At 72.4% G+C, this 15,640-nt stretch carries 20 protein-coding genes; 13 read left to right on the top strand and 7 right to left on the bottom strand.

Annotation, left to right across the window (positions count from 1 at the left end; translation table 11 throughout):
• Positions 1-5: 5 nt before the first annotated feature.
• Genes SY84_RS02980 through SY84_RS02965 form a run of 4 tightly spaced genes read right to left on the bottom strand, consistent with a single transcriptional unit; the run spans position 6 to position 2,653 of the window.
• A complete protein-coding gene (locus SY84_RS02980) occupies positions 6-467 on the bottom strand; it encodes a hypothetical protein (protein WP_046842764.1) in 462 nt (153 codons plus the stop codon).
• Between the two features lie 43 nt (positions 468-510).
• Complete coding sequence (locus SY84_RS02975; RefSeq protein WP_046842763.1) at positions 511-939, bottom strand: hypothetical protein; 429 nt, start codon at positions 937-939, stop codon at positions 511-513.
• Entirely contained in the window at positions 936-2,123 is a 1,188-nt protein-coding gene (locus tag SY84_RS02970) for an amidase (RefSeq protein ID WP_046842762.1), read from the bottom strand. The genes SY84_RS02975 and SY84_RS02970 overlap by 4 nt, the downstream gene beginning before the upstream one ends.
• A 29-nt stretch (positions 2,124-2,152) precedes the next feature.
• Positions 2,153-2,653 (bottom strand): LEA type 2 family protein, encoded by a 501-nt coding sequence (locus SY84_RS02965; RefSeq protein WP_046842761.1) that lies wholly within the window; start codon positions 2,651-2,653, stop codon positions 2,153-2,155.
• Between the two features lie 91 nt (positions 2,654-2,744).
• On the opposite strand from SY84_RS02965, the gene SY84_RS02960 reads away from it, so the two are divergent.
• Together SY84_RS02960 and SY84_RS02955 are read left to right on the top strand one after the other, a co-directional pair.
• Positions 2,745-3,809 (top strand): hypothetical protein, encoded by a 1,065-nt coding sequence (locus tag SY84_RS02960; protein ID WP_245621389.1) that lies wholly within the window; start codon positions 2,745-2,747, stop codon positions 3,807-3,809.
• A 174-nt stretch (positions 3,810-3,983) separates the two neighbouring features.
• Positions 3,984-4,634: an outer membrane lipoprotein carrier protein LolA gene (locus SY84_RS02955; protein ID WP_046842760.1), complete on the top strand. Its 651-nt coding sequence runs from the start codon at positions 3,984-3,986 to the stop codon at positions 4,632-4,634.
• Positions 4,635-4,697: 63 nt separating this feature from the next.
• Here SY84_RS02955 and SY84_RS02950 read toward each other — a convergent pair whose 3' ends face one another.
• Entirely contained in the window at positions 4,698-5,408 is a 711-nt protein-coding gene (locus SY84_RS02950; RefSeq protein ID WP_046842759.1) for an ABC transporter ATP-binding protein, read from the bottom strand.
• A gap of 123 nt (positions 5,409-5,531) precedes the next feature.
• On the opposite strand from SY84_RS02950, the gene SY84_RS02945 reads away from it, so the two are divergent.
• Genes SY84_RS02945 through SY84_RS02935 form a run of 4 tightly spaced genes read left to right on the top strand, consistent with a single transcriptional unit; the run spans position 5,532 to position 7,478 of the window.
• Positions 5,532-6,227, top strand: a complete 696-nt coding sequence (locus tag SY84_RS02945; protein ID WP_046842758.1) for a Crp/Fnr family transcriptional regulator — start codon at positions 5,532-5,534, stop codon at positions 6,225-6,227.
• Between the two features lie 55 nt (positions 6,228-6,282).
• A complete protein-coding gene (locus SY84_RS02940) occupies positions 6,283-6,489 on the top strand; it encodes a hypothetical protein (RefSeq protein WP_046842757.1) in 207 nt (68 codons plus the stop codon).
• Positions 6,486-6,998 carry a hypothetical protein gene (locus SY84_RS16410; RefSeq protein ID WP_157882873.1) on the top strand — a complete coding sequence of 171 codons (513 nt, stop codon included), beginning with the start codon at positions 6,486-6,488 and terminating at the stop codon, positions 6,996-6,998. Before SY84_RS02940 ends, SY84_RS16410 begins: the two co-directional genes overlap by 4 nt.
• A gap of 57 nt (positions 6,999-7,055) precedes the next feature.
• Entirely contained in the window at positions 7,056-7,478 is a 423-nt protein-coding gene (locus SY84_RS02935; RefSeq protein WP_046842756.1) for a hypothetical protein, read from the top strand.
• A gap of 82 nt (positions 7,479-7,560) precedes the next feature.
• Here the strand turns inward: SY84_RS02935 and SY84_RS02930 are convergent, their stop codons facing one another.
• Positions 7,561-8,178, bottom strand: a complete 618-nt coding sequence (locus tag SY84_RS02930; RefSeq protein ID WP_046842755.1) for a C40 family peptidase — start codon at positions 8,176-8,178, stop codon at positions 7,561-7,563.
• Positions 8,179-8,641: 463 nt separating this feature from the next.
• On the opposite strand from SY84_RS02930, the gene SY84_RS02925 reads away from it, so the two are divergent.
• The 5 genes from SY84_RS02925 (at position 8,642) to SY84_RS02905 (ending at position 11,797) form a co-directional block, all read left to right on the top strand.
• Positions 8,642-9,004, top strand: coding sequence for a hypothetical protein (locus SY84_RS02925; RefSeq protein WP_046842754.1), 363 nt, complete (start codon positions 8,642-8,644; stop codon positions 9,002-9,004).
• 75 nt (positions 9,005-9,079) lie between these two features.
• Complete coding sequence (locus SY84_RS02920; protein WP_046842753.1) at positions 9,080-9,373, top strand: DUF1844 domain-containing protein; 294 nt, start codon at positions 9,080-9,082, stop codon at positions 9,371-9,373.
• Position 9,374: 1 nt separating this feature from the next.
• The gene (gene dtd / locus SY84_RS02915) at positions 9,375-9,815 is read left to right on the top strand and encodes a D-aminoacyl-tRNA deacylase (protein ID WP_046842752.1); all 441 of its coding nucleotides are present in this window, start codon (positions 9,375-9,377) and stop codon (positions 9,813-9,815) included.
• A 74-nt stretch (positions 9,816-9,889) separates the two neighbouring features.
• The gene (locus SY84_RS02910) at positions 9,890-10,987 is read left to right on the top strand and encodes a LysM peptidoglycan-binding domain-containing M23 family metallopeptidase (protein WP_046842751.1); all 1,098 of its coding nucleotides are present in this window, start codon (positions 9,890-9,892) and stop codon (positions 10,985-10,987) included.
• A gap of 18 nt (positions 10,988-11,005) precedes the next feature.
• Positions 11,006-11,797: an N-formylglutamate amidohydrolase gene (locus tag SY84_RS02905; protein WP_046842750.1), complete on the top strand. Its 792-nt coding sequence runs from the start codon at positions 11,006-11,008 to the stop codon at positions 11,795-11,797.
• 51 nt (positions 11,798-11,848) lie between these two features.
• Here the strand turns inward: SY84_RS02905 and SY84_RS02900 are convergent, their stop codons facing one another.
• Complete coding sequence (locus SY84_RS02900) at positions 11,849-12,844, bottom strand: polyprenyl synthetase family protein (RefSeq protein WP_046842749.1); 996 nt, start codon at positions 12,842-12,844, stop codon at positions 11,849-11,851.
• A gap of 109 nt (positions 12,845-12,953) precedes the next feature.
• Between SY84_RS02900 and SY84_RS02895 the strand changes: the two genes are divergently transcribed.
• Positions 12,954-13,979, top strand: coding sequence for an alpha/beta fold hydrolase (locus SY84_RS02895; RefSeq protein WP_081424488.1), 1,026 nt, complete (start codon positions 12,954-12,956; stop codon positions 13,977-13,979).
• A gap of 87 nt (positions 13,980-14,066) precedes the next feature.
• Positions 14,067-15,626, top strand: a complete 1,560-nt coding sequence (locus SY84_RS15750) for a GGDEF domain-containing protein (protein ID WP_052751019.1) — start codon at positions 14,067-14,069, stop codon at positions 15,624-15,626.
• Positions 15,627-15,640: the final 14 nt, after the last annotated feature.

Raw genomic sequence — 15,640 nt, 5'->3', positions numbered from 1 at the left:
CAGGCTCAGGGCTGCGCGGCCACGGGGCGCAGGCTGACGCTGTAGCTGAGGGCTTCGCGGCCCAGCACGACGGTCCGCAGGTGCCCGTCCAGGCGGATCTGCCCGTCCGTGTCGCGCCGCACGACGTACAGGTTCGCGCGGTGCGCGCCGTTCTCGAACAGGTTTAGGGTGATCTCGGTGCCGTCCACGAGGCGTTTGAAGCTGCCGCTCCCGGCGTACACCTTGCGGCTCTCCAGGTTCACGAGGCTGCCGCTGGCGCGCCCGTCGCGTTCCACGAGGCCCAGGGTCAGGCGGTACGGGACGCGCCCGGTCGGGCCATTGCCCTCGCCCTCGTACACGCCGTTCACCTGCCGTTCCAGGGGCGTGATCGCGGGAAAGTACGCGCCCCACGCGCAGCCGCTCAGGGCGGGCGGCAGCAGGAGCAGGGCGGCGGTCAGCGCGGGGCGGGCGTGCGGGAGGGGGCGCATGGGGGGCAGGGTACGCGCGGCTCATGAAGCGGGGCTGACCGGTTCAGCGCACGCGGGTCAGGGTGACGGGGTAGCTGAGGCCGTTGACGCGCAGGGTGCCGCTCAGGCGGGTGGCGGTGATGGTGGCGGACAGGGTGCCGCTGGCTTTCAGGGGCACGTTGCTGATCCCGAAACCCAGCAGGCTGGCGTTCAGTCGGGGAGTGTCGCCGGGGTCAATCTTCGCGGTCAACGTCTCGCCGTCCGGGCCGGGGAGTTGCGTGCCGGTCAGGGTGAAGGTGTCGCCGCTGCTCAGGTTGCGATACTCGCCGCGCGCCTCGTGCGTGCCTGGGTTCACGGTGTACGTGACGCGCAGTTTCTGCGGGAGGAGCAGGAAGCGGGCCTCGCCCTCGTAGGTGTAGGTGGGCTGGGTCTGGGCGGTGGGCGCGCACGCGCTCAGCAGCGCAAGGACAGGGAGGAGCGACAGGGCTTTCATTCGCTGTCCAGGGTACGGTCCAGCGCACGGGCCAGTCCCAGCAGGCGGTCGTCCTGGCCGTGCGGGGCGATCAGCTGCGCGCCCACGAACGGCGTGCGGGTGGGTAGGGCCACCACGGGCGCGCCCAGCAGGCTGAACGGCGCGGTGAGGCGCAGCACCGCGCGGCGCAGTGGGGTGGGTCCGTCCGGCAGGAGCACCTCGTCCTGCCCCTGCGCGGGGGGCGAGGTGGGCACCGCCGGGGCGAGGATGAGGTCGAAGCGGGTGAGCAGGTCGTCCAGCTGCGCGCGGTACGCGGCGCGGCGGTCGTGGGCGGCCTGGACCTCCGTGCCCGTGAGGGCCGCGCCCTGCCGCAGGGACGCCAGCGTGAACGGCAGGAAGCCCGGGTCGTCCAGCCGCAGCGCGCTGCGGTGCACGTGCGCCGCTTCGCTCAGCACGATCGGGGAGTACGCGTCCAGCACCTCGGGGAAGTCCACGGGCTGCACGGTCGCGCCCATGCGGGACAGGGTGCCCGCCACGTCCCGCAGTGCGGCGCGGACATCCTCCGTGACCCAGCCGTCCGGGAGCCACAGCCCCACCCTCAGGCCCCGCACGGCGACCTCCGGCACGGCCCGCCCGGTCAGGGCCTCCTGGACGCGCGCCACCGTCGCCACGTCCCGCGCGAGCGGCCCGGCGTGATCACACGTCACGGACAGCGGCAGCACGCCGCCTGTCGGCCACGCCGGGTGCCCCTTGGTGGGTTTGAACCCCACCACGCCGCACCACGCGGCGGGCACGCGGATGCTGCCGCCCGTATCGGTCCCCAGCGCGAAGTCCACCTGTTTCAGGGCCACGCTGACCGCCGCGCCGCTGCTGCTGCCGCCCGGCACCCGCCCCGGTAGCCCGGGGTGGTCCGTCCCGCCGAAGCCGTTCAGGCCCGTGATGCCCAGCGCGATCTCATGCAGGTGCGTCTTCCCGACCGCCGACGCGCCCAGCGCCAGCAGCCGCGTGACCAGCGGGCTCACGCCGGGGTCCGGCACGGGCGCGCGCGTACTCGCCCGCAGCGGCCAGCCCGACACGCCGAACAGGTCCTTCACGCTGAACGTCAGCCCCCGCAGCGGCCCATCCGGCGCGCCGGGCAGGGGAGAGGCCGGTCGGTACGCCCAGGCGCGCTGCGGGTCCGGAAGGTCAGAAGTGGCGTCGGTCACGCCCGCAGGGTAGCGCGAGGGCAGGCGCCTCAGAACGGGATGATCGGGTCCTGCTTCCACTGGCCCTGCGACAGGGTGAACGGCCCGAACTGCTGGAGGCCCAGCGGGCCGAAATCGGCGGTGAAGCCGCCGTCCACGCGGTACGTGACCAGTTGCCCGCGCGCGACCTTCAGGAACGACGCGGCGGTGTTCAGCGTGACGGGCACACTGACCTGCGCGAGTTGCTCGGCGCTGCCGCGCGCGGGCAGGGCGACGTTCGGGAAGGTCACGTCCCCGACGTTCGCCCCGTCGATGATCAGGGAGCCCGCCAGATTCGCGACGCGCAGGGGCAGGGGGTTGGGGTTCGTGACGCGCAGGTTCAGGGTCAGGTTCGCGACGGGCGCGCGACCGAAGCCCCCCGGCAGGGTCAGGCTGGTCAGGCGCACGCCCTGCACCTCGACCTGCGGGACCAGCGCGATCTGTTGCAGGGGCGCGCAGGCCCCCAGGAGCAGGGCGGGCAGGACGGCCGTCAGGGCAGGGAGGGGTCGCATGCGGCGCAGCGTACCGCGCGCGCCTCACGTGAAACTGACCGGTTCGTGAGGAGGCGCGGCGCGCGGCGGGGCGTCTGCTACGCTGCCCGGTATGCCGCTCCGAGTTCACCTGCGCGTCCCCCTGAGCGCCGCCCTGCTGGGTGGCCTGTTGCTCGCTGCCTCTCCTGCGCACGCCACCAGCGTGAACTTCGGGGTGGCGTACACGAACCCCACTGGACCCTGGACGTACCCGCTGTGGGGGCAGGTCGGTGTGGATGACCTGAGCGTGTCGGGCGGTACCCTGAGCGCCGCCGTGTCCTCCCGCGCCCTGAGCGTCGGGTACCGCCGCGGACTGAGCCTGCCGCCCCTGGCGACCGTGTCGGCCCGCACGGACCTGACCGTCACCCTGAACCGCGAGTACCGCCTCAGCAGCCGCGTGAGTGGCAGTGCCGGCCCGGTCGCGGTCAGTGGTGGGGGGGCGGTGTTCACGCTGCCCGCGACGGGTATTGACCCGCTCGCCGCGTACGCCGAGGCGCCCACCGATCTGCGAGTGCGCGGCTGGAACGCGGACCTGGCTCTCCGGTACCGCGTGAACCGGGACATCGTGGCAGTGCTGGGCGGCGAGTTCGGTCCGCAGGCGCACGGGACGCTGGGCGTGGAGGGCCGCCGCGCCCTGACGCGCGTGGTGGCGCCCGACCCGGCAGACCTGCCGGAGGACGCCGGGGACGGCAGTGACCCCGCGCCCGTCCCCGACCCGGAGACCGAGGTGACCGGCACCGTCACGTGGCGCGCGGGCGTGCGCGGCGGTCCGGACCTGCTGGCCGTCACGGGCGGCGTGGGGTACGCGACCCCGGCGGGCGTGGCGTTGAACCTCGACGCGCTGGCGGGCGTGACCGGCTGGCGCAGCCGCCCCAGCACCCTGGCCGCGCAGGCCACCTGGGGTGTGGGCGGCAGTGTCGCTGCGCCGGACCTGCTGGGCGAGGGGAGCCTGCTGCGCGCCTACGCCACATACGAATCCTGGCGGGTCGCGGCGGCGCCCCTGCGGGCGGGCGTGAACGCCAGCGTGCCTGCCGGGAGCGGCCGCGTGAACGTGGACGTGGCGGGTGGCCGGAGTGGGGACGGCGCGCTGGGCTTCGGCGTCAAGGTGGGGTACAGCATCGACCTCGGCCGCCCCTGACGGCGGGATTCAGGTCGGGCGGGCAGGTGGGGCGGGTGCGGTTCAGGGTCCCCCCGCATCTGCCCGCGCCATGCTGACCGGATTGTGATGATAAATCCCGTCCTGGCGCGAGGTTAAACCTTCCGTCAGGCGCCCGCTTCCCTTCTCATGAGGGCGCGCGGGATACTGCCACGCATGAGCAAACGCCTGACCCTGACCCTCCTTGCGGGCCTCCTGAGCGTCGCGGGCGCGCAGTCCGCGCAGGACATCGTGAACAAGGTGGACGCCGCGCAGAAGGCCGCCAAGGACGTCTCCTTCCGCCTCAGTGGGAACGCCAGCTTCGACAGCGCCGCGCAGAAGATCGACCTGACCGTCAAGGCCATCCCCGCCCAGAGCCTCGCCCGGGTGCAGTTCATGGCGCCCGACGCGCTGGCCGACAACGTCATCGTGGCCGACAGGACCGAGATCCGCCAGTACATGTACCTCACCAATCAGATCACCGTGACCAGCGCGCAGAAGGCCGCCGATCAGGCGGGGCTGGGCCTGGACTTCACGCAGCTGACGAACACCGCCAGCATGCTCGCCCGTTACAACGTCAAGCTCCTCGGGACCACGGGGACGGCCGGGAAGCGCGTGTACCAGCTGGAAGCCACGCCCAGGACCGGCGGCGGCGACAGCAGCCGCGTGTGGATCACCGAGGCCGGCTGGCGCCCCACGCGCATCCAGCTGCTCAGCGGCGGCAAGACCATCGCGGACCTGACCGTCAGCAGCTACAAGGTGAACAGCGGCGTCACCGCGACTGCGATCCGCCAGCTCCCCAAGGACGCGCAGATCATCAGGCAGTAACCGGTCTTTCCTGGGCCGCCCGGTGTCACCGCTGGGCGGCCCCGTCTGTTGTGGCACGGGCCGTCACGCGAAGTCCGGGGCCTCGTCCGTGAACTGCCCGTCGAGGAGGTGCAGCGTGCGGTCCGCGTAGCGGGTCAGGCGGTCGTCGTGCGTGACGAGCAGCACGCCCGCTCCCTCCTCCCGCGCGAGATTCACGAGCAGCTGCGCGACCGCCTGCGCGTTCGCGCGGTCCAGACTGCCGGTCGGCTCGTCGGCCAGCACCACGGCCGGGTGCGCCGCCAGCGCCCGCGCCACCGCCACCCGCTGCCGCTCCCCGCCACTGAGCACGCCCGGGTACGCGTCCTCACGGCCCGACAGGCCCACCCGCGCCAGCAGGTCCCGCGCCCTCACCCCGTCGCCCCGGCCGGACAGCCGCGTGGGAATCAGGACGTTGTCCAGCACCGTCAGGTCCTCCAGCAGGTAGTGATGCTGGAACACCAGCCCCAGCTGCGCGGCGCGGCGCTGCGCGCGCAGCTGCGTCCCCAGTGAATCCACCCGCTCGCCTGCCCAGTGCACCTCGCCCGACTGCGGGGTGTCCAGGCCGCCCAGCAGGTGCAGCAGCGTGCTCTTGCCGCTGCCCGACGGGCCCGTCACGGCCACCACTTCACCCGGCTGCACGGCGACGCTCACGCCGCGCAAGACCGTCTGCGCGCCGAAGGCCTGGACCAGCGCGCGGCCCTCCAGGGCCGGGGGAACGGTGCGGACGGAGGTGGGCGCGCGGGTCACGCGGCGCATCCTACAGCGGAACCGTTCCCACATCCGCATCCTGTTGACCGGCGGGATTCGCATTCGCGCGCTGGCCTGCATCTCACGCGGTGACTGTTCAGGCGTGCCAAGTCAGGCTAGGATGGGCAGGTCATGGCCCGGCAGGACGATCTCAAGCGCTCACCACTCTTTCAGAATGTGCCCCAGGAGGCGCTGCTGGAAGCGTCCCAGGTGACCACCGAACGTCACTTCCGGGCCGGTCAGGCCATCCTGGAACAGGACGCCGAGGGTGAGGCGCTGCACCTGATCACCCGCGGCGTCGTCCGCGTGTCCCGCGTCAGCCTGGGCAGCCGCGAACGGGTCATGGGCGACGTGTACGCCCCGGCCGTCGTCGGCGAGACGGCCGTGCTCGGCGGCGGGGAACGCAGCGCCACCGTCCGCGCCCTGAGCGACGTCACCACCCTGATGCTGTACCGCACGCACTTCCAGCAGATCCTGCGCCGCTATCCCGACGTGCTGTGGAACCTCAGCGCCATGCTCGTGCAACGCGTCACGTTCCTGAACGACGAGCTGATCGCCTTCGGCCTGAACACCGAGGCCGCCCTCAGTCACGTCTTTACGAACCTCTACCAGCAGCGCGTCCGCGCCGGCGTTCCCAACCCCGAGGTGCTCCCCCTGAGTACCCAGGACATCATGGCCCGCATCTCGTCCAGCCGCGAGACCGTCTCACGTGTCATGCGCCGCCTCCAGCAGGCCGGACTGGTCAAGAGCAACGGCCAGCAGGTCATCCTCCTGGACGTGGACGGTCTGCTGGGCATCACTCTGGAAGAAGCCGAACAGGCCGAGTAGACTCCCACGGTGCCCCGTACCTCGGGGAACCCCGACAGGCGGTAGGCTGCGCCCGTTGGCCGCCTCGGTGCCGTTCCTGGACTCGCCGGCCACCCTCAAGGTGGGCCCCGGCCTGCTCCACCCGGTCGCGCCCGTCGGGCCCGACCACATCCTGACCCTGATGGACGCCGGACCGCCCGACATGCTCGGCACGATCACCGACGAACTCGCCCAGGGCGGGTACGCCCTCGGGCAGGTGCGGCGCGAGGTTCGTGGTGCATGACGCCCTCGACCGGCAGCCTGGAGGACGTCGTGCGGGCCACTGACGCCGAAGTCTGCGCGCTGGACGACGAGGTGCCGTATGTCACCGGCGACCGGCGCGCCCAGAGTCTCCCCAGCCGCGAACAGGCCCGCGCCCTGCTGGACGACCCGAACCTCAACCCACTCATGCGCGCCCTGCTGAACCGCGAACCCGGCCGCTTACCCGTCCAGCGGCGCGTGGGGGACGGGGACCACCTGCCCGGCGGCGTGCGCGTCATCGCCACGCCCGGCCACACCACCCAGGCCCGGTGCCACCCCGGACCTCCCCCGGGCCCACGAATCCGTGCGGCGGCTGGGGCAGGAGGACGTGCAGACCACCGTCACGGACCACGGCGGTCTGGTCAGCGACGGCGCCGGAGGGCAACGGCGCACCCTGGCTGCCAGCCTCACGTGACCGCGAGCGCCCCGCCCGGCGTCATCCGGCAGGTGACGACCCCCAGACCCCGGACCTGGCGCGGCGCGACGCCCTGACCCGCTCCGCCCCGGAGCACTGGGCCGTGGGGCGTGCGGCGCGCTAGCCTGCGGGTCATGCGTGCTCCTGCTGTCCTTGCCGCTGCTCTCGCCGTTCTCGCCGTGCTGGGGGGGGTGGTGTGGTGGCAGTCCGGCGCACGCTGGCGCGGGGAGCTGTACTGCTTCGCGGATCCGGCGCGGGTGTGGGGTGTCGCGGACCGCCCGGCGGACCTGACGCCGTCGTGCCCGTCGTCGCGGGGCGTGCGGCGCGAGGTTCGCAGCGGTCAGACGCGCGTGGAGCAGTTCACGCTGGCCCGCTGGGACCCGGCCCTGGTGCGGGACCTGCTGACGGCGCGCGGGTACGCGGTCGCGCACGCCCTGCCGGACGACGGCATTCAGGCCGAGGCGGTCCTGACACGCGCGGGGGAGACCGTGCTCTACACGGCCGCGCATCAGGGGTCGGGCACGTTCGTGACGCTCAGTTCGCCCGGCGAACGCTGAGCCGGGCCGCCCGGCTCTGATGGTAAAGCAGCGCCCCCGCCCTGGTGGGGGCGGGGGTCCGATGAAAGCGCTGCGGCGACGGTCAGTTCAGGACGCGGCGGGCGCCGTCGTAGCGGCTGGCCCAGTAGGAGTTCGCGAAGAGGGGTTCAATCACGGTGCGGCCGCGGTAGCTGTTGGCGTTGGCCATCATGCCGTCGCCGAGGTACACGCCGACGTGGCTGGCGGTGCGGCCCATGGTGTTGAAGAACACGAGGTCCCCGGCGCGCAGGTCGCGGCGGCTGACGGCGCTGCCGACCCGCCACTGCTGCGCGGCGGTGCGGGGCAGGTTGATGCCCAGCTGGCGGAAGACGCTCATGGTGTAGCTGCTGCAGTCCAGGGCGCCGCCGCCGGTCGCGCCGAGCACGTAGCGGGCGCCGAGGAAGCGGGTGGCGGCGGCGCGGATGCTGACGCCCTGGGGGGCCGCGGCGGGCGCGGCGGCCTGGGGGCGCGCGGCGGGTGCGGGGGTGCCGCCCAGGTTGAGGGTCTGCCCGACCTGGATGGTGGTGCTGGGCAGCTTGTTCAGTTTCATCAGGGTGGGGGCGTCCACCCCGGCCTTCTTGGCGATGGAGTACAGGGAGTCGCCGGGTTTGACGGTGTAGGAGGCGGCGGTGGCGGTTCCGCACAGGGCCAGGAGGGTCAGGAGGGCGCGCGTGGCTTTCATCGGTAGGGCAAGTTTAACCTACCTTTATTTATTCGTCCTTAATTCATCTTTTTTCCGGCACGTTGTATGCGCCTATACGCCCTCTATACGTCCGCAAAGCTGATTTATGAGTCAGAAACGGACTGGTGTTGCCATGATTCTCAGAATAAGACTCATGCCGCACGGTGCCCGGAAAGTGCTTTGCTACACGCCCTGCGGAGCATTTGGCGAAAATGCCACACCCTCAGCGTTCTCACGCGGACGCCTCGCGGACCCGGCGAGCTCCACCGAAGGGATGACGACCGACGGCCTCCACACACGTCACTGACAGTGCGGACGATACACATCATGCACACGGGTATACGCGCAGGCCGCGCCGCCTCATGAGCCGCGCCGCACGCACCGGCAGCCTCCTTGCCTATACTCGGCACAGCACCCCGCACCTCGCCCCACCGGCGGCGCGCGGGGTACCCTGGAGGACGGCATGAAGGAAATCCTCTCCACCGAGCAGATCCAGACCGGACTCAAGCACTACCGCCGCATCGCCCGGCAGGACATGCTCCGCGCGGGCGAAACCCCGCACCCCGACGCGTTCCTGACACACGCCGAGAGCCGCCGCGAGGTCTACACCCGCCTCGGCGCGTTCGCCGACGACCATGGCCCCGACGAGGTCATCACCCACGCGCTGGACCTCTACCGCACCCTGCCCTTCGTGACCGGCACGCCCGAACACGAACACCCGGACATCAAGGGTCAGGAAAACGCGCTGGAGAACTTCTTCCTGCTCGTCGGCCTGGACCCCAAGACCCGCCGCGAGGCCCGCAGCAAACGCCCCCGCCTGAGCTGAAGACCCCACCCCACCACGCCGCCCCCTGCCCTGCAGGCGGGCGGCGAACCACTGGCAGCCGCTACACTTCCAGCCATGCCGAACCCCGAATTCGTCGGACTCGTGAACTCCCTGCAGGCGACCGCCGAGGCCGCCCTGGGCGACCTGAACGCCGCCACCGCCAGCGCCGCCCGCGACGGCCTGCTGGAAGAACGCCGCGCCCGCCAGACCGCCGAGCGCAGCCTGAAACTCCTGACCATGCTCGCCGAGAAGACCCGCGGCAACCTGGACTTCACCGAGGCCGACCTGCTCACAGGCGCCATCGGCAGCGTCCGCGAACGCCTCGCCGCGCCCAGCGCCAGCCCCGACGCTGCTCCCGACGCGAACTGACGTGCGAGCCACCCTCCAGCGTGTCACCCGCGCCACCTGCACCGTCGACGGTGCACTGACCGGGCAGACCGGCCCCGGCCTGCTCGTCCTGCTGGGCGTCGCGCCCGGCGACACCGACGCCACCGCCCACGCCATGGCCGCCAAGATCGCCAAGCTGCGCATCTTCGGCGACGAGCAGGGCCGCATGAACCGCAGCGTGCAGGACATCGGCGGCGGCATCCTGAGCGTCAGCCAGTTCACGCTGTACGCCGACACGCGCGGCGGCAACCGCCCCAGCTTCACCGCCGCCGCCCCGCCCGACCACGCCCGCGCGCTGTACCACACCTTCAACGCCGCGCTGCGCGCCCTGGGCCTCCCGGTCGGCGAGGGCGTCTTCGGCGCGCACATGGTCCTCGACCTGACCAACGACGGCCCCGTCACCCTGACCCTCGACCTCGACTGACCGGGCACGAGGGCGCCGCCTCCGGATGTGGATCCGGGGGCGGTTTCTCACGTCCTGCGCGTAGGGTAGGGCGCATGACGCGCCGAACGCTGGCCGCCCTTGTGCTCCTGACCGCGCTGCCGGCCCTGGCCGCCCCGTACGTGGTGCGGGCCGGGGACACGCTGTACTCGATCGCGCGGGTGAACGGGACGACCGTGGACGCCCTGCTGCGGCTGAACAACCTGTCCGGCACCACGCTGGAGGTCGGGCAGACGTTGCAACTGCCCGCCAGGGGCGAGACGCCGCCCACCGCGACCGAGAAGCCGGGCCTGCCCGCGCCGCTCCCGGCGGGGCAGCTGGCGCCCACGCCCGCCACGGCCCGCATCGCGGGCGTGAACATCACGGTGCCCACCAGCCTGCGCATGGGTGACGCGTTCCTGCTGGGCCTGAGCGGCGCGCGGGCCGCGCAGGCGACCGTGCGTTTCCCCAGCGAGGTCGGCGAGGACGTCCGGATGCCCAACGAGGTCCTGCGGCCCATCGGCGGCGCCGGGCAGTTCGTGGTGGTGGGCCGCGTGGTGCTGGGCAAGACCACCCCGGTCGTGTACGAGGTGAGCCTGGACGGGGAGCTCGTGCGCGGCCGCATCCCGGTGCTGGGCCTGGAAGATCCCATCCAGCACCTGAACCTGCCCCCCAGCGTGAGCAAGGTGCTGGTGGACCCCGCCCGCGCAGCGGAGGACGCGCTGGTGGAGAAGGCATACGCACGCCGCACCCCGCAGGCCTGGAGCAGACCCTTCGCGCCCGCGCTCAGGGGCGTGTCACCGACCAGTTCGTCGTTCGGGCAGCCGCGCACGTACGTGGCGGGCGGCCCGGTCGCGTATCACTTCGGCACCGACTACCCCGCGAAGGCCGGGACGCCCGTGCTGGCCGTCAACGACGGGACGGTCGTGATCGCCGGGCGCTACCCGGTACGCGGCGGTCTGGTCGTCATCGACCACGGGGCGGGTGTGGTGAGCCTGTACTTCCACCAGAGCCGCGTGACCGCCAGGGTCGGGCAGAAGGTGAAGAGGGGCGACAAGGTCGGCGAGGTCGGCAACACCGGCCTGAGCGCCGGGTCGCACCTGCACCTGGAGATCCGCGTGCGCGGCGAGGGCACCAACCCCGCCGGGTGGGTGGGGCGCCTGTGGCCCCGCTGATGGGCGTATCCTCCGGGCGTGCCTGAACTGAACCGACTGCTGGTCGTGACGCCGCACCCGTCCGGCGCGCTGCCCGCCGAGGTGCTGAGCGACATGCTCGGCCCGGACCTCCTGAACGCCAGGGCGCGCGAGTCGCTCCTGAGCCGTGTGTTCCTGGACGGCGACCCGTACACCGACCTGATCTTCCACCTGCCGGGCGCGCGCAGCGTGCAGGCCGCCTGGAGTCGCTTCGCGGTGGACCTGAACCGCGAGCGGGACGACCGGGACGAGAACGGCGTGATCAAACGCGGCACCTTCGACCGTCAGTCCCTCTACCCGCCGGAGTTCACGCTGAGCGAGGCGGCGCGCGAAACCCGGCTGCGCCGCTACTGGGATCCCTTCCACGCGCTCGTGACCCTGGAGGCGCAGGAGGCCGCGCTGCTCATCGTGGGGCACTGCATGGCCCCAAACGGCCCGGCTCTGAGCCACGACACGGGCACACCCCGCCCGGGCCTGTGCCTGATGACCGGCACGGACGATGCCCCCACCTTCCCGCGCGCGGGGTGGGAGGCCCTGCGCGCCGCCTGCGCCGACGCCTTCGCGCCCGTGCTGGCGGGCACCCCCCACCCAGACGTGCAGGTGGGCGTGCCGTGGCAGACCGACACCATCAGCGCCGCGTACGCAGCGCCGGGCCGCGCGGCGTTCGGCATCGAGGTGAACTCCGGGCTGTACCTGAACGCGGACGGCACGCCCCGCCACGACGTGATCCGCGCGCTGAACGAGGCCTTCGCCCGCTCCGCCCCGCAGGCCCTGGCCCTCGCCCGGGGCTGAGCAGACAGAAACGGAGGGGGCGCTGCCGCCCCCTCCGATCCGAATGCGGGTTCAGTAATCGCGGGTCGCGAGGGTCCGCATGGCGCCCAGCAGGTCCTGCGCCGCCTGCGGGTTCGCGGCGTCCGCCAGGGCCCCCTCCAGCGCGGCGAGGCCCGTGACGGCCTCACGGTCGGCGTAGGCCTGCGCGTAGGCGACGCTGCCGCTCTCCAGCAGCCAGCGGTGAATGTCCGCGATGACGCCCGCGTCCTTGTCGGGGCGGTCACGGTGCATCTGCGCCAGGAAGGCGTCACGCTGATCGGCGGGGGCGTGGGCCAGCCAGTGCAGGACGATCAGGGTGCGTTTACCCTCCAGCAGGTCGCCGCCGATCTCCTTGCCATATTTGGCGGGGTCGCCGTTCAGGTTCAGCACGTCGTCGCGGATCTGGAACGCCGCGCCCAGCGCCAGCCCGGCCGGCAGGAAGTCCGGGTGCGGCGCGGCCCCGGCGGCCAGCGCGCCCAGTTGCAGCGGCACGACGACCGTGTAGTACGCGGTCTTCAGGCGCACCATGTCCAGGTAATCGCGCTCGGTCAGATTCCACTCGCGGGCCTCCACCCAGCCCAGGTCGAGGTGCTGGCCCTCGGCGGTGCGGTGGATCATCTCCAGGAACGCCTCCATCGCGCCGGGCACGCCCGCGCGGTGCACGGCCGCCCACATGTAGGCGTGCAGGCCGTCCCCGGCGTTGATCGCCAGGGGCACGCCGTGCAGGCGGTGCAGGGCCGGGCGGCCGCGGCGTTCCTCGCTGTCGTCCTCGATGTCGTCGTGGATCAGCACCCAGTTCTGGAAGAGTTCCAGCGCCGCGGCGAGCCACAGCGCACCCTCCCACGCCGGGGTTCCGGGCTGCACGCCGTGCGCGCGGGCGCTGGCGAGCAGCAGGTCGCTGCGGATGCCCTTGCCGCCGCGCCCGGGGTAGTCGCGCAGCATCGCGTGGTACGCGGCGAGTTCGGGCCGCCCGGCGTGGGCCGGGTCGGGCAGCAGGGACAGCACGCGGGACAGCAGTTCGGCACGCATCGCCGCGCAGCATAGAGCAGCCGCCCGCACGCCGCAGCCGAAGGGCACATGAAGACACACTGGGTTCTCCCGGACAGTTTCCCTCGGGAGGGGCCGGGAGGATGGAGGCATGACGCACTCCCGCACCGAGCTCCGCGCGACCCCCCGCCCCAGCCGGGTGCGCCGCGCCGTGACCCTGGGTCTGCTGCTGGGCGGCCTGACCGTGGGCGCCGTCGCTGCCGCGCAGACCCAGGTGGCCGCCGCCCAGACCGCTGCCGCCCCCGCCGCGACCACCACCCTGCGTCCCGCCCTGAGTGGCGAGCGCCGGTTCCTGACCCTGCCGGGCTTCGGGCGGGTCGCGTACTACGCCGACCCGCGTGGCGAGGGCCGTCCCCTGATCCTGACCGTCAGCGTGAACGCCGCCGCCAGCGCCTACGAGATGAAGCCGCTGTGGGACGCCTTCGCCGGGAAGCGCCCGGTGTACGTGCTGGAATGGCCGGGCTTCGGCAGCAGCGACCGCCCGGACGTGCAGTACACCTCCGAGCTGATGACGGGTGCCCTGACCGCCCTGGTCGCCGAGGTGGGCCGCGACGTGGACGTCGTCGCCCTGAGCCTGGGCAGCGAATTCGCCGCGCGCGCCGCGCTGCAGGAGCCCCGCATCCGCACGCTGGCCCTGATCAGCCCCAGCGGCCTGGGCCAGCCGCGCGGCGGCACCCAGCGCGCTGCGGACGAGGACGGCGGGCAGACCCTCTACAACCGCCTGAACGCCGTCAGCACCCCGCTGTACGCGCTGCTGCGGACCCGCATCAGCATCGAGTACTTCCTGAGCCGCTCCTTCCGGGGTGTCGTGGACCAGGGCCTCGTGAACTACTCGCTGGACACCACCCGGCAGCCCGGCGCGAAGTACGCCCCGGTGTACTTCATCAGCGGGCAGCTGTTCACCGCCGACGCCTACGGCGACCTCTACAGCCGCCTGCAGATTCCCACGCTGGTGCTGTACGACCAGGACGCCTTCGTGTCCTTCGACCGCCTCCCGCAGTTCACGGCGCAACCCGGCGTGCGCGCCGTGCGCATCCAGGGCACCGACGGCCTGCCGCACTTTGAGAAGACCAGCGAGGTGGTCGAGGCGCTCGGGGCGTTCTGGGCCGCGCCCTGACCCTCCCTGTTGCCGTGCCCCTGACGGGGGCCACGACAAGTGACCGGCGCTGATCCCCCCGCGCGCCGTATCGTGACAGCAGAAATCATGACCGACGCGCCCGCCCCACTCCACCTCACCCTGGCGCAGGCCTGGGAGGAGCGCGACACGGACCCCGTCCGCGCCCGCCAGAGTGCCCGCGCGCACCTGAACACCCCCGCGCACACGCAGGCCAGCGTGCTGCTCGGGTACCTCGACTGGCGCGACGGGCAGCTCCCGCAGGCGACCGAGGACATCAGCGCCGCGATCGGCACCCTGCGCCTCGGGCAGCCCAGCGTGTGGCTCGGGCGGGCCCTGAACATCCTCGCGGCCCTCGAAAGCACCGTGAACCGGGCCGACCGCGCCGTCGAACTGTACGAGGAACAGGTCTCCCTGGCCCGGCACATCAATGACGCGGAACTCACCGCGACCGCCCTGCACGACCTCGCTGTCGAACTGCGCCGCAGCGACCCGCAGCGGGCCCGCGCGCACATCACCGAGGCGCTCGGTACCTTCCGGCGGCTGAATTACACCTTCGGCGTCGCCATCGCCCACGCCAACCTCGCCGAATTCGACCGGGACGAGGGTGACCTCCCCAGCGCCCACCGGCACGTGCAGCAGGCCCTGCGCTACCCGCACCTCGACCAGCACCCCCACCTGGAAGCCAGCCTGCTGACCACCCTGCTGCTCGTGCAGCCCCCCGGCACCAGCGCCGCTGAACGCCGCCGCGCCCAGCGGCGCCTGCGGCAGCTGCACGACGACAGCCGCAACCCGGAACTGCGCGCCATCGTCGCCCTGGCCCTCGCCGCGCACGCCGACCCCCAGGCTGCCAGCACGCTGCTCTCAGACGCGCTGCGCGACCTGACGCTCCTGGGTGACCACGTCCTGCTGCCCGACCTGCACGAGCAGCTCAGCGGCCTGCTCGAGCACCTCGGCGATCCCGCCGCCGCCCTGCACCACCTGCGCGAGACCCTCGCCTACACCCGCCGCACCCACGCCGCCGAACGCCGCCAGAACTTCCAGACCTTCGAGATCCTCGCCCGCATCCAGTCCCTGCAGGATCAGGCGCGCGAGGAACGCCAGCGCAACGCCGAACTCCAGGCACACCTGCAGGAACTGCGCGCCCTGAACGCCCGCATCCGCGAACTGGGCCGCACCGACCACCTGACCCGCCTCGCCAACCGCGAGCACCTCTTCACCGAGGGCGAGCACCTCGTGCAGACCGCCACCGACCACACCCCCCTGAGCGCCGCGCTGATCGACATCGACCACTTCAAGGTCGTGAATGACACCTGGGGCCACCAGACGGGTGACCTCGTGCTGCAACGCGTGGCCCGCATGATTCTCGACGTGGCCCGCCCTGGCGACATCGCCGCGCGCTACGGCGGCGAGGAATTCGTGCTGCTGCGCCCGGGGCCCGCCGGGGATCTCAGCGCCAGCTGCCACGACCTCCAGCAGCTCATCCGGCTGCATCCCTGGAGCAGCGTCGCGCCCGGCATGAGCGTCACCCTGAGTATCGGCGTGGCCCAGACGGCCACCCCGGACTTCGACCGGCTGCTCGGGGACGCGGACCGCCGCCTGTACCGCGTGAAACGCGACGGCCGTAACCGCGTCCTCGACCACGACTGACACGGACTCCGGAT

The organism is Deinococcus soli (ex Cha et al. 2016), assembly GCF_001007995.1.
In the GTDB taxonomy this organism is placed as follows: domain Bacteria; phylum Deinococcota; class Deinococci; order Deinococcales; family Deinococcaceae; genus Deinococcus; species Deinococcus soli.
The sequence above is the reverse complement of the archived record's forward strand: the minus strand, read 5'-3'. Positions and strand labels throughout refer to the sequence as shown.

Coding starts and splice junctions, on each gene's coding strand:
- SY84_RS02895 (WP_081424488.1), top strand. CDS start 12,954: ATGACGCACTCCCGCACCGAGCTCCGCGCGACCCCCCGCCCCAGCCGG.
- SY84_RS02920 (WP_046842753.1), top strand. CDS start 9,080: ATGCCGAACCCCGAATTCGTCGGACTCGTGAACTCCCTGCAGGCGACC.
- SY84_RS02975 (WP_046842763.1), bottom strand. CDS start 939: ATGAAAGCCCTGTCGCTCCTCCCTGTCCTTGCGCTGCTGAGCGCGTGC.
- SY84_RS02945 (WP_046842758.1), top strand. CDS start 5,532: ATGGCCCGGCAGGACGATCTCAAGCGCTCACCACTCTTTCAGAATGTG.
- SY84_RS02925 (WP_046842754.1), top strand. CDS start 8,642: ATGAAGGAAATCCTCTCCACCGAGCAGATCCAGACCGGACTCAAGCAC.
- SY84_RS02950 (WP_046842759.1), bottom strand. CDS start 5,408: ATGCGCCGCGTGACCCGCGCGCCCACCTCCGTCCGCACCGTTCCCCCG.
- SY84_RS02900 (WP_046842749.1), bottom strand. CDS start 12,844: ATGCGTGCCGAACTGCTGTCCCGCGTGCTGTCCCTGCTGCCCGACCCG.
- SY84_RS15750 (WP_052751019.1), top strand. CDS start 14,067: ATGACCGACGCGCCCGCCCCACTCCACCTCACCCTGGCGCAGGCCTGG.
- SY84_RS02930 (WP_046842755.1), bottom strand. CDS start 8,178: ATGAAAGCCACGCGCGCCCTCCTGACCCTCCTGGCCCTGTGCGGAACC.
- SY84_RS02960 (WP_245621389.1), top strand. CDS start 2,745: ATGCCGCTCCGAGTTCACCTGCGCGTCCCCCTGAGCGCCGCCCTGCTG.
- SY84_RS02955 (WP_046842760.1), top strand. CDS start 3,984: ATGAGCAAACGCCTGACCCTGACCCTCCTTGCGGGCCTCCTGAGCGTC.
- SY84_RS02935 (WP_046842756.1), top strand. CDS start 7,056: ATGCGTGCTCCTGCTGTCCTTGCCGCTGCTCTCGCCGTTCTCGCCGTG.
- SY84_RS02980 (WP_046842764.1), bottom strand. CDS start 467: ATGCGCCCCCTCCCGCACGCCCGCCCCGCGCTGACCGCCGCCCTGCTC.
- SY84_RS16410 (WP_157882873.1), top strand. CDS start 6,486: ATGACGCCCTCGACCGGCAGCCTGGAGGACGTCGTGCGGGCCACTGAC.
- SY84_RS02965 (WP_046842761.1), bottom strand. CDS start 2,653: ATGCGACCCCTCCCTGCCCTGACGGCCGTCCTGCCCGCCCTGCTCCTG.
- SY84_RS02910 (WP_046842751.1), top strand. CDS start 9,890: ATGACGCGCCGAACGCTGGCCGCCCTTGTGCTCCTGACCGCGCTGCCG.